The sequence below is a fragment of the Novosphingobium aeonii genome, from assembly GCF_052279045.1.
Classification (GTDB): domain Bacteria; phylum Pseudomonadota; class Alphaproteobacteria; order Sphingomonadales; family Sphingomonadaceae; genus Novosphingobium.
On the sequence record NZ_CP176832.1, the window covers coordinates 872,365 to 884,658 of the forward strand.

Here is a 12,294-nt window from a genome sequence, read left to right on the forward strand (position 1 = left end):
CACGTCACCGACGCGAATTGGGGCCGGAAGGAGCGATCCTTCCGGCCCTTTTTCGTTTTGCGATTCAAAACGGATGGATTCGTTCATCTGGGCGACAGGATTTTACGATTCCAAGCAATTGCCCGCATGGGTCATGCATTTCGTCGCGCGAGGCTGGCGTTTTATCTCGTTCGGCGTAACTCTCGGGAACATGTACAAGAACAGGGTGGGATCTGCATGATCGGGGCAGAGAAACTCCTCTCGCGGAGCGGCAATGCACCGCGACGCTTCCTTCAGGCCGCGGCCGCCGTGGCGCTCGCCGCGTTTTCCTTGGCGCCTGCCCATGCGGGCTCCATCAACGATGTGCAGGATTCGTTCGATTCGGTCTTCGGCACCGAACAGCGTGCACCGCGAACCTATTCGAGCGATTTCGGCAAGCAACTGGCCGCCGTGGCGGAAGCCTCGCAGGGGCGTATCGGCGTTGCCGCGATGGACCTTTCCAGCGGCCGCATGGTGGACGTGCTGGGGAACCAGCGTTTCCCGATGGCCAGCACCAGCAAGATCGCCATCGCCGCGACGTTCCTCGAAGGCGTGGACAAGGGCAAGTGGACGCTTTCCAGCGAATTTCCGCTGATGGTGCCGGTGCCTTCGGCGCCGTTTTCCAGCGCGGTGGCGCCGGTCCGGGCCGGAACCTACATGAGCGCGCGCCAGCTTATCGAGCTGATGATCACCCGTTCCAACAACTACGCCACCGATGCCCTGCTCAAGGTGGTGGGCGGACCTTCGGCGGTAAACGCCTGGGTGCGCCGCACGGGTATCGACGACTGGCACATTGACCGCGACATCGCGACGCTGGTGCGTGACGATGGCGCCATCGATCCGGCCAAGGTGGTGGACAAGCGCGACAGTGCCACCCCGATCGCCGTGGTCCAGCTGCTTTCGGGAATCTACCAGGGCAAGTGGATGAGCCAGCAGGGCCGCGATGTGCTGCTGGGCGCGATGAGCCGCTGCGTGACCGGCAAGCGCCGCATTCGTGCCGGATTGCCGGCGGAAGTCTCGGTTTCGCACAAGACGGGTTCGCTCAACAACACGTCCAGCGATATCGGCATCATCGAAACGGCGGACGGCCACGCTTATGCCGTGGCGATCTACGTTACCGGGCAGGGCACGCGCCCGAACCGCGAAGCACGCATCGCCAGCATCGCCCGCACCATCTACAACGGCTATCTGGCCGAAGCTCCGGGTTATCGCACCGCCGCGCGCTGACCGGGGGGCATGAAAAACCGGGGGGCATGAAAAAAGGCGCCGGAGACACTGTCTCCGGCGCCTTTTTCGTTGTCTGCCCGGCGGCTCAGTGCTGCGGGGTGTCGTGCGGCTGGCCTTCGGCGTCGGTCACGTCGGCAGCGGCCTTCTCGGCGTCTGCGGCGATATCGTCCGTGGTCTTTTCGGCCTGCTTCAGGGCGTCCTTGGCGGCGTCCTTGGTATCGTCGGCGGCATCGGAGGCCTTGGCGCCGAGATCGTTGACGGTGTCACCCACGTCTTCGGCGGCTTCCGAGAAGTCGCTCGCGGCCGAGGTTGCGGTGTCGGAGGCGGCGTCCTGCGTCTTTTCCGAGCAGGCGGCGAGCGACAGGGCCGCGGCGGCGGCAGTGGCGACGATAACGATCTTGCGCATAATTTCGGTATTCCCTCGTTTGCTGAAAAGACAAACCCCGTGAGCCCATCCGCGCAGATGCGGGCGGCTTCGCCCCGTGGGGAGCGAAACTAAGCCGGTCGCAAATGCGTTTCAAGCAGTCGCGGGCAAACGGCGGTGGAGCGAATTTGTTCCCGGCGATTTCACCCGTCTCGTCGCACTGGGCTGCTGACGGCCGGTGCCCACGCTGCTACGGATCGTGCCATGGATTCCAAGCAGCATCTCTATCTCGTCGACGGCTCGGCCTATATCTTCCGCGCCTATCACCGCCTGCCGCCCCTGACGAACCCCGAAGGGACGCCGGTCGGCGCGGTCTACGGCTACACGACGATGCTGTGGAAGCTGGCGGACGACCTCAACAAGGCCGACGGCCCGACCCACCTTGCGGTGATCCTCGATGCCGGAAGCCATTCGTTCCGCAACGACATCTACGAGGACTACAAGGCCAACCGGCCGCCGCCGCCTGAAGACCTGGTTCCCCAGTTCCCGCTGATCCGCGACGCGACACGCGCGTTCTCGCTCCCCTGCATCGAGGAAGCGGGCTTCGAGGCGGACGACCTCATCGCCTCCTACGCCCGCGCCGCCACCGCGCAGGGCTGGGACGTGACGATCGTGTCCTCGGACAAGGACCTGATGCAGCTCGTCGGCAAATGCGGCATCGGCGGCGGCTGCGTAGACATGCTGGACACGATGAAGAACCAGCGGATCGACATTCCCGAAGTGGTCGAGAAGTTCGGCGTCCCGCCCGAGAAGGTGGGCGACGTGCTGGCGCTGATGGGCGACTCTGTCGATAACGTGCCCGGCGTTTTCGGCGTCGGCCCCAAGACCGCGTCCAAGCTGATCCAGGACTATGGCGATCTCGAATCCGCGCTCGCCGCCGCGCCGTCGATGAAGAAGTCCAAGCTGCAGGAACGCCTGATCGAACAGGCCGAGCAGGCGCGCCTGTCCAAGGTGCTGGTCACGCTGAAGGAAGACTGCACGCTGCCGATGGCGCTGGAGGACTTCAAGCTGGACGCGATCCCGCCGCAGCCGCTCGCCGATTTCCTCGGCAAGCACGGCTTCACCAGCCTGCTCAAGCGCCTTGGCGCGGGCAATGGCAGCCCGGAACGGGCAACGCAGCTTCATCCGGCCAAGCCCGTCACCGCGGGTAGCGGTCCCGGCGAAGGCGCTGCGCGTCAGCCGCTGCCGGAATGGCCGGCGGTGGACTATGCCGCCTACGAATGCGTGCAGACGGTCGAGGCGCTGGAGCGCTGGGTGGCGCGGGCGCTGGCTGCCCACGTGGTGGCGGTCGACACCGAGACCTCGATGCTGGATGCGATGAAGGCGGACCTTGCCGGCATCAGCCTCGCGCTCGGGCCGAACGATGCCTGTTACATTCCGCTGGGCCACGGCGGCACCGACATGTTCGCCGAGAAGCCGCAGCAGGTGCCGCTTCAGACCGCGCTGGCGCTGCTCAAGCCGCTGCTGGAAAGCGATGCGGTTCTCAAGGTCGGCCAGAACATCAAGTACGACCTCAACGTCCTGGCTCGCCACGGCATAGACGTGGCGCCGGTGGACGATACCATGATCGTCAGCTTCTGCCTCGACGCGGGCCGCCAGATCGAGGGTATCGGCGGCGGTCACGGCATGGACGAACTGTCCGAGCGCCACCTTTCGCACAAGACGATGGCGTTCAAGGACGTTTGCGGTACCGGCAAGAAGGCGATCCCCTTCGGCGAAGTCCCGCTCGACCGGGCCACGCCTTATGCGGCCGAGGATGCCGACGTCACCTGGCGGCTGCACAAGCTGCTCAAGCCGCGCTTGTCCGATGAGGGCGGCACGCGCATCTACGAGCGCGTGGACCGTCCGCTGATCCCCGTCGTGGCCCAGATGGAGCGCCATGGCATCAAGGTGGACCGGGAGAAGCTGGCCGGGCTCTCCAGCCAGTTCGCCGAGGCCATCGGCGCGCTGGAAGGCGAGATCCATGGCAAGGTCGGGCAGGAATTCACCATCGGCAGCCCCAAGCAGCTGGGCGACATCCTGTTCGAGAAGCTTGGCTACAAGGGCGGCAAGAAGGGCAAGAGCGGCCAGTATTCCACCGACCAGTCGGTGCTGGAAGGCCTCGCCTCGCAAGGCGCCGAAGTGGCGACCAAGGTGCTGGAATGGCGCCAGCTTTCCAAGCTGCGCTCCACTTATACCGAGGCGCTTCAGGCGGCGATCAACCCGAAGACCGGGCGTGTCCACACCAGCTACAGCCTTGTCGGCGCACAGACCGGGCGCCTGTCTTCCACCGATCCGAACCTCCAGAACATCCCGATCCGCACCGAGATCGGCCGCCAGATCCGCGACTGCTTCGTGGCCGAGCCGGGCCACGTCCTGCTCGCCGCGGACTATTCGCAGATCGAACTGCGCCTTGCCGCGCACATGGCCGACGTGCCGAGCCTGAAGGAAGCCTTCGCGCAGGGCGAGGATATCCACTCGCGCACGGCGATGGAGATGTTCGGCACGGTGGACCGAGATACGCGCGGACGCGCCAAGACGATCAACTTCGCAATTCTCTACGGCATCTCGCGCTGGGGCCTCGCCGGGCGTCTCGGTACCGAGGCCGACGAGGCGCAGGCGATGATCGATCGTTATTTCGAGCGTTTCCCGGGCATCCAGCGCTACATCGTCCACACGCTCGAACAGGTGCGCGAGCGCGGCTATTCGGAGACGCTGTTCGGCCGCAAGACCTGGTTCCCGCGCATCACCTCGAAGAACGGCGCCGAGCGTCAGGGCAGCGAGCGCGCGGCGATCAATGCGCCGATCCAGGGCACCAGCGCCGACATCATCAAGCGCGCCATGGTCCGCATGAACCCGGCGCTCGAAGCGGCGGGTCTCGGCCATGTCCGCATGTTGCTGCAGGTACACGACGAACTCGTGTTCGAACTGCCCGAAGCCGACGTGGCGGCCGCATCCGAGGTGATCCGCGCGGTCATGGCGGGCGCGGCCGAGCCATCGGTGTCGCTGGACGTGCCGCTGGGCGTCGAGATCGGCTCCGGCCTGAGCTGGGGCGCGGCACACTGAAGCCAGTTTCCCGTCGTCCCGGACCCGATCCGGGACGACGGGATTGGTCCGAATCCGGGGCATTTCTTTCTCCGACCTGCCCCGCAAGGCCGATGAACCGAGCGTGCGGATGAAACTGCTGCAGTGCAGCATCGTTTCATCACCATGATCCAGTTCATCGACAGCATCCTCGCCGGGTTGCCTTCGTGGGCCGAGCGGCCCCTCATGGCGGTTCTCGCGGCCATGCTCGGCCTGGCGTTGGCGCTGCTGGCCCATGCCGTGCTGTTCCGTATCCTGCACCGCATCACCAACCGGAGCGCGAGCGAGGCGGACGACATCGTCGTCAATCGCCTCAACCGGCCCACGCGCTGGGCGTTCCTCGCCATGGGCGTGGTTCTGGCCGCGCGGGAGACGCCTGCGCTGGAAGCGGTGTGGGAACGCTTCGCGCCGTTCGTCATGCCGCTGCTGACCGGCTGGGTCGCGGTGGCGGTGCTGCGGGCGTTCGTCGAAGCGATGATCGTGCGGGCGGACATTTCGGTAGAGAACAACCGCAACGCCCGCCGCCGCCGCACGCGGCTGGCGATCTTCAGCCGCATCGGCACGTTCCTGATCGTGTTCCTGACGGTTTCCGGGATGCTCGCCTCGGTGCCCGGGGTGCGCGAGATCGGCGTTACGCTGATGGCTTCCGCCGGGCTTGCGGCCCTCGCGGTTGGCGCGGCGGCGCAGCCTGCGCTGAAGGCCCTGATCGCGGGCTTCCAGATGGCGATGACCGAGCCGATCTCCATCGACGATGTCATCATCCTCGACGGGGAATGGGGCCGCATCGAGGATATCCGCACGACTTACGTGGTCGTCCGGCTGTGGGACGATCGCCGTCTGGTGGTGCCGTCCAACCGCTTTCTCGAAGATACCTTCCAGAACTGGACCAAGACCACCTCTCAGCTTCTCGGCACGGTGTTCCTCTACCTTGACCAGGGCACCGAGATCGGACCGATCCGAGAAGAATATACACGGCAGATCCAGGCCCACCGCCTCTGGGACAGGCGCGCGCAGATCCTTCAGGTGACCGACTGCAAGGACGATGCGATCGAGGTTCGCCTGCTGATGAGCGCGAAGGATGGCCCGACGCTGTTCGACCTGCGCTGCGAGATCCGGGAAAGCATGATGGACTGGATCAGACGCAGCCAGCCCGAGGCGCTGGTAAGGCGCCGCACGCTGCCGGTCGGCCCGGTGGAGATGGGGGCGACGGCGGGGCTGGCGGAACTGGTCGCGGCTTCGGCCAATGGCGAGGCCCGGCAGCCGAACTGACGGCGGCGGGCGATCGTCCCGCTAGCCCTCGCCCAGCAGGATTGTCTCGCCAAGGCCCATCGCCTCGCGAAAATCCCCGTCGTGGCTGACGCAGAGGATCGCGCCGTCATAGCCCCGCAACGCCTGCTCCAGCATCTCCACCGAAGCGAGGTCGAGATGGTTGGTCGGCTCGTCGAGGACGAGCAGCCACGGCACGTCCTTGCGCGTGAACAGGCAGGCCAACGCCAGCCGCATTCGCTCACCCCCTGAAAGGCCGGCGATCTCGCGCTGTGCCCAGGCATTGCGGAAACCGAAGCGGGCGAGCGCGGCATGGGCGGCGTGGCGGTCGGCATCGGGATTGAGGCGCAGGTAGGCATCGAGCACGGTACCGCCTTCGCCAAGAAGCGAGACGTGCTGGTCGAGCAGCGCGAAGCGGGCGGTATCGGCGCGGATGTCTCCCGCGTCGGGCCGGTCGATTCCGGCGAGTATGCGGATCAGGCTGGTCTTGCCCGAACCGTTGGGGCCGGAAATCGCGATCCGCTGCGGTCCGCGCAGCACAAGATCGAGCGGGCCGAACAGGCGCCGTCCGCCGCGCGTGCAGGCCAGACCGTGCGCCTCGATCAGGGTATGGCCCGAGGGCAGGTGACAGGGGGGCAGATCGATGTGGATGGGGGCGAGCACTTCCACGTCGCGCCGGGCCACATCCAGCCGTTCCTGCACCCGGCCGACGAGTTCGTCGCCCAGCTTGCGCTGGCGGCCGCCGCTCTCCTCGGCCCGCTGCCGCCGCGCGCCGAGCAGGATCTTCGGATCGCCGCCCCTTGCCGCATCCTTGCGGCCCTTGCTGTCGCGCCGGGCCTGTTTCTCGGCCTCCTGCTGCTTTTCACGGCGGGCGTGGCGCAGGGCGTCCTCGCTGCGTTCGAGCGCCGCTGACGCGCGGGCCCGTTCGGCGCTTCGCTGTTCGTCGAAGGCATCCCATCCGCCGCCGACCATGTGGATTCCCACCCCGGTCAGTTCGACGATACGATCCGCAAGGCGCAGCAGCTCGCGATCATGACTGGCGACAAGGGCGCCGCCGCTCCAGCCGTCAAGCAGGTCGGCCACGACCTTGCGCCCGGCCTCGTCAAGATTGTTGGTGGGTTCGTCGAGCAGCAGCACGTCCGGCTCGTCCATCAGAAGCCCGGTCAGCATCAGGCGGGTGCGCTGGCCGCCGCTGAAGCTGGCGAGGGTCCGCTGCGGATCGAGATCGGCGAAGCCGGCAAGCGCCGCGGCCTTTTCGAAGCGCTCGGCCAGGGTCCAGTCGGCGAGGTCGAAATCGCCGTCCTCGAACCGGCCCTCGGTGATGCGTTCGAGCCGGGCGAACTGTTCGGAAAGTCCCAGCGCCGCGGCCACGCTGGCATGTTCGTCCGGCGGAAGCTGGTGCAGCAGGCCCACGCGGCCCTGCTGCACGATCGTTCCTTCGGAGACCGGCACATCCCCGGCGATCGCGCGCAGCAGCGTGCTCTTGCCCGCGCCGTTGCGGCCGACGAGGCCCAGCGTTTCGCGGCCGAGCGAGAAAGTGAGGTCAGTGAAGAGGGGAGTACCGTCGGGGGCCGAGCAGGCCACGCGGTCAATTGTCAGGAATGTCATGCGAACACCGGCAGATAGCGTTTGGGAAAAACGGGCTATGTGCTCAGTTGTCCATCGATCCATTCCCTTGCTTGCGGGCTACCCTTTAGCCGAACCGCCCCGGTGGAGCAAGTCAGCCGCCTTTCGGGCAGATCGGGGTGATCTGGAATATCTGGTTCCAGTTCTTGCCGGTCACCAGCACGCGCCGCGCTGCGGCGTCCCAGGCGATGCCGTTCAGCACGGCGTCCACGCCCGCGCCGCCAGCCTGTTCGCGCAGCCCCGTCAGGTCCAGCCAGGACGATACCTTGCCGGTCCGGGGATCGATCCGGGCGATGCGGTCGGTCATCCAGACATTGGCCCAGATCTCGCCGTCGATCCATTCGAGTTCGTTGAGATTTTCCACCGGCCGGCCATCTGCGGTAACGGCAAGGCTGCCGGTCTGGCGCATCGTTGCCGGATCGCGCAGGCGCAGGCTGGCGGAGCCGTCGCTCTGGTAGATCGTGTTCCCGCTGCGGGTCATGGCCCAGCCTTCACCCTCGTAGGAGAATGTTCCCAGCAGCTTCAGCGACTTGCGGTCCCAGCGATAGCCGATGCGGTCCCGCCAGGTGAGGCTGATGAGCTGGTCCTTCCAGTCCACCAGGCCTTCGCCGAAGACGGAAGGATCGACCTCGGCCTCCCTCACCGGATCGAGCGTTTCCAGCTTGCGGACGACGATGCGGGAATCGCCCTTCTGGCCGGTGCTTTCATAAAGCAGGCCCTGATCGAACAGGAGGCCTTCGGTGAAGGCGCCGGTATCGTGGGGAAAGGCATTGTCGATGCGGTAGGTGCAGACCGGCACGTCCTTCGCCTGCACGGCAGGGGCAGCGGTGAGGGCGAGTGCAGCGGCGAGCAGGGCGCGGACGGGAGAATTCATGCGATGCAGGTGCCGCAAGGGCGCGGCCTCCGCAAGGGGCGATGGGGTTGGGAGGATGCCGTCGTCCCGGACCGGGTCCGGGACGACGGCATCGCTCAATCGCCGTGCTTCTTTTCGCGGCGGGATTCGACCATGCCGGGGGCGATGAAGCCGATCGGGATCACTTCCATGGCCCGCTTCTTGAGTTCGCCCTTCATGCGCTCGTACTCGGCCTCCATTTCCTCGGTCACGGTGGCGCGGCTGTCTTCGAGGGCGTCCTCGAAGTCCTCGCGGCGGACCTGCTCCACTTCGGCTCCGCGCTTGCGGATGGCGATGAGGCCGGCACGGCGCACCACGTCCTCGAGATCGGCGCCGGTGAAGCGCTCGGTCCGCGCGGCGATGTCATGCAGGGAGACGTCGTCCGCCAGCGGCATCCTGCCGGTGTGGATGCCGAGGATATGCTCGCGCCCGGCCTCGTCCGGGGTGCCGACATAGACCAGTTCGTCGAAGCGGCCCGGCCGCAGCAGCGCCGGATCGACAAGGGCCGGGCGGTTGGTGGCGCCGATCAGCACGACCGATTGCAATTCCTCCATCCCGTCCATCTCGGCGAGGATCGTGTTGACCACGCGCGAGGTGACTTGCGGTTCGCCGCCACCGCCGCCCATGCCGCGTGCGGGCACGAGGCTGTCGATCTCGTCGATGAAGATCACGCAGGGCGCGACCTGGCGGGCGCGGGCGAAGAGGCGGGCGATCTGCTGCTCGCTCTCGCCGTACCACTTCGAGAGGAGGTCGGACGATTTGATCGAGATGAAGTTGGCCTCGGCCTCCTTGGCAACGGCCTTGGCGAGCAGCGTCTTGCCGGTGCCGGGCGGGCCGTAGAGGAGGAAGCCCTTGGCCGGACGGATACCCAGCTTGTGGAAGGCTTCGGGCGTCTTGAGCGGAAGCTCGACGCCTTCCTTGAGCTTGAGTTGCGCTTCGTCCAGTCCGCCGATGTCGGCCCAGCCGATATTGGGAACCTGCACCATGACCTCGCGCATGGCCGAAGGCTGGACGCGCTTGAGCGCGGCCACGAAGTCCTCGCGGATCACTTGCAGGTCTTCCAGCACTTCGGGCGGGATGGTGCGGGCCTCGAGGTCGAGCCGGGGCATGATCCGGCGCACCGCCTCGATCGCCGCTTCGCGGGCAAGTGCGGCCAGGTCGGCCCCGACGAAGCCGTGCGTGGTGCGGGCAAGCTCGCCCAGGTCCACCTTGTCGCCCAGCGGCATGCCGCGCGTGTGGATGCCGATGATCTCGCGGCGGCCGGCCTCGTCAGGGACGCCGATCACGATTTCGCGGTCGAAGCGGCCGGGACGGCGCAGTGCCTCGTCGATGGCATCGGGCCGGTTGGTGGCGGCGATGACGACGACGTGGGCGCGGCTGTTGAGCCCGTCCATCAGCGTGAGCAACTGGGCGACGAGGCGCTTTTCCGCCTCGCCGTGCACCTGGCTGCGCTTGGGCGCGATCGAATCGATCTCGTCGATGAAGATGATCGCGGGCGCGGCCTTGGTGGCTTCCTCGAAGACTTCGCGCAGCGCTTTCTCGCTCTCGCCATAGCCCGATCCCATGATCTCGGGACCGTTGATCGAGAAGAAGCTGGCCTCGCTCTCGTTCGCCACGGCCTGTGCCAGGCGGGTCTTGCCGGTGCCCGGCGGGCCGTGGAGCAGCACGCCCTTCGGCGGGGCGACGCCGAGGCGGGTGAACAGTTCGGGATAACGCAGCGGCAGTTCCACCATCTCGCGCAGCTGACGGATGGTGTCGCTCATGCCGCCGACGTCGTCATAGTTGACGTCGCCGCGGGCGTCGTGCGCTTCCTCGAAGGTCTCGCGCAGTTCCACTTCGGTGTTCTCGTCGATGTGGACGATGCCGCGCGGCGTCGTGGAGACGACGTTGAGGCGGATCTGCGTCAGCGCATAGGCCGGCGCATTGAACATGCGGCGAAGCTGCGGGGGAATGTCCGCGACCTGCTGCTGGCCGGTGGTGGCGACGAGATCGCCCTGCACCATCGGGCGCTGGAAGAAGTTGCGCTTGAGCGCGGCCGGGGGGCCCTGAAGGCGCATGTCCTTCTGGGCGGGGGCGAAGACCACGCGCTGCGCCGGGCGGGATTCGGCCTTGCGCACGGTAACGTGATCGCCCGAGCCGACTTCGGCATTGCCGCGCTGGAGGCCGTCGAGGCGGATGACTTCGAGGCCTTCGTCCTCGGCATAGGCGAGGACCGCGCGGGCGACAGTTACCGACTTGCCCGTCAATTCGAGTACGTCGCCTTCCATCGCGCCGATCGCCGAGAGCGAACCGCGCGAGAGGCGAGCGATGCCCTGGCCGCTCTCTTCCTGCCGGGCTGCCGCGACCTGCAGCTTCACCGTCCGTTCGTCGACATGGGTTGGGGCGTCCGCCATGGGTGTCCTTTCCGTGCTCCCGGTTCCGACGCCGCGCCGGTTCGCGCGGGCCGTCCGGGATGTGGATTGGAACTAGGTATCGGCTTCCCGGATTTCAAACCAACCCGTGCCCGTTGCGGATGTTTCCGGTAGGCGCGCCTGAGAACGTTGTTCTCATCAAGGCAAAAAGAAGGCCCGGGCGTTGCCGACCGGGCCGTGAAAGTTTTGGGAGAGGATGCCTGAAAGGCAGTGTCTGTATGACCCGAATCAGGCTTTTGTGCAAGTGCGAAAACACAAAAGAACGGTTGCAAACGGTGCAACCATGGTTGCGCAGGGCGTAACTACACGGGGTAATCAATGACTGAATCAATAAAAACAACATTTTAGAACATGAACTGCGCTTCGGCTTATCCTTGACGCAATCGTCAAGGCGATGTGGATCGCCGGAGCGCTGCAAACGTTGACTGTTGCGGTGCGGAATTTCCTGTCCTTGCTAAGTATCTGATCCGAAAAGCCTGAATTGCCGTAATGGGAAAGCAAAAGGCGCCGGTGACCGGCACCGACGCCCTTTTCCAGAGGACATATGGCCGGGACGTGCCCGGCAGGCGGATCAGTGCGAGAACAGGACCGCGGGCGCGCTCGCTTCCGAAAGGAAATAGGCGGTGACGCCGCCGAACAGGAATTCGCGCAGCCTGCTCTTGCCGTAAGCGCCCATCACCAGCAGTTCCGCGTGGGACTGGTTCACGGCGACGGCGAGGGTTTCCTCGGTCGAGCCGCGCCTTTCGTGCTCCTCGTATTCGGCGTGGATGCCGTTTCGCGAGAGATAGCGCAGCGCGTCCGTGGCCGGGAAGCCGCCGGTCTTCTCGATCACCGTCACCAGTTTCACGGCATCGCAGCCCTGAAGCAGCGGAACCGCCGCCTTGAGCGCGCTTGCAGACTGTTCGCCGCCGTCCCAGGCGATGCAGGCGCGGCGGATCGGCAGGGAGAGCGTGTGGCCCTCGGGCAGGGCGAGCACCGGTGCGCGGGAGACCATCGCCAGTTGTCCGGCGATCCCGCTCGACCGCGAGACCACCACCAGGTCGGAAAGACGCGCCGCTCCGGCAAGGGCGGGAACCGGGTCTTCCTCGCTGCGGATCACTTCGAAGGGGATATCGCCGCGGGTCAGCCGCGCCTCGATCGCTTCGGCGGCGGCGTCATCCTCGCCCCGCGCCTTGTCGAGCGCTTCGGAAATGACGTAGCTGCCGCCCATCGGGTCCATGGCGATATAGCGTGAAACCGGGGTATCGACGAGCACCGTGAGATGACCGCCGAGATTGCGGGCGAGTTCGACCGCGGCGGCGATGCGGGCGTCGCTGTCGGGCTTGCGGTCGGCGTTCACGAGTATCGAGCGCATGGTAATTCTCCCG

The 12,294-nt window shown here is 66.3% G+C and carries 8 protein-coding genes; 3 read left to right on the forward strand and 5 right to left on the reverse strand.

All coding sequences use genetic code 11. From position 1 onward, the window contains the following. Positions 1–216 precede the first annotated feature (216 nt). Complete coding sequence (locus ACLIMP_RS04450; protein ID WP_132469392.1) at positions 217–1,245, forward strand: serine hydrolase; 1,029 nt, start codon at positions 217–219, stop codon at positions 1,243–1,245. Between the two features lie 85 nt (positions 1,246–1,330). On the opposite strand, the gene ACLIMP_RS04455 is transcribed toward ACLIMP_RS04450, so the two are convergent. Beyond that, positions 1,331–1,651 (reverse strand): hypothetical protein, encoded by a 321-nt coding sequence (locus ACLIMP_RS04455; RefSeq protein WP_054440919.1) that lies wholly within the window; start codon positions 1,649–1,651, stop codon positions 1,331–1,333. Between the two features lie 222 nt (positions 1,652–1,873). Here ACLIMP_RS04455 and polA point away from each other — a divergent pair, with 222 nt between their 5' ends. Both polA and ACLIMP_RS04465 read left to right on the forward strand, forming a co-directional pair. Then, a complete protein-coding gene (gene polA / locus ACLIMP_RS04460) occupies positions 1,874–4,714 on the forward strand; it encodes a DNA polymerase I (protein ID WP_443478070.1) in 2,841 nt (946 codons plus the stop codon). A gap of 144 nt (positions 4,715–4,858) precedes the next feature. Beyond that, positions 4,859–6,001 carry a mechanosensitive ion channel family protein gene (locus ACLIMP_RS04465; protein WP_324698997.1) on the forward strand — a complete coding sequence of 381 codons (1,143 nt, stop codon included), beginning with the start codon at positions 4,859–4,861 and terminating at the stop codon, positions 5,999–6,001. 21 nt (positions 6,002–6,022) lie between these two features. On the opposite strand, the gene ACLIMP_RS04470 is transcribed toward ACLIMP_RS04465, so the two are convergent. The 4 genes from ACLIMP_RS04470 to ACLIMP_RS04485 form a co-directional block, all read right to left on the reverse strand. Further along, complete coding sequence (locus ACLIMP_RS04470) at positions 6,023–7,606, reverse strand: ABC-F family ATP-binding cassette domain-containing protein (RefSeq protein ID WP_324697733.1); 1,584 nt, start codon at positions 7,604–7,606, stop codon at positions 6,023–6,025. A gap of 112 nt (positions 7,607–7,718) precedes the next feature. Further along, positions 7,719–8,498, reverse strand: coding sequence for a glutaminyl-peptide cyclotransferase (locus ACLIMP_RS04475; RefSeq protein WP_324697735.1), 780 nt, complete (start codon positions 8,496–8,498; stop codon positions 7,719–7,721). A 95-nt stretch (positions 8,499–8,593) separates the two neighbouring features. Continuing rightward, entirely contained in the window at positions 8,594–10,909 is a 2,316-nt protein-coding gene (locus ACLIMP_RS04480; RefSeq protein WP_054434650.1) for a CDC48 family AAA ATPase, read from the reverse strand. 589 nt (positions 10,910–11,498) lie between these two features. Then, positions 11,499–12,281 (reverse strand): universal stress protein, encoded by a 783-nt coding sequence (locus tag ACLIMP_RS04485; protein WP_054434648.1) that lies wholly within the window; start codon positions 12,279–12,281, stop codon positions 11,499–11,501. Positions 12,282–12,294 lie beyond the last annotated feature (13 nt).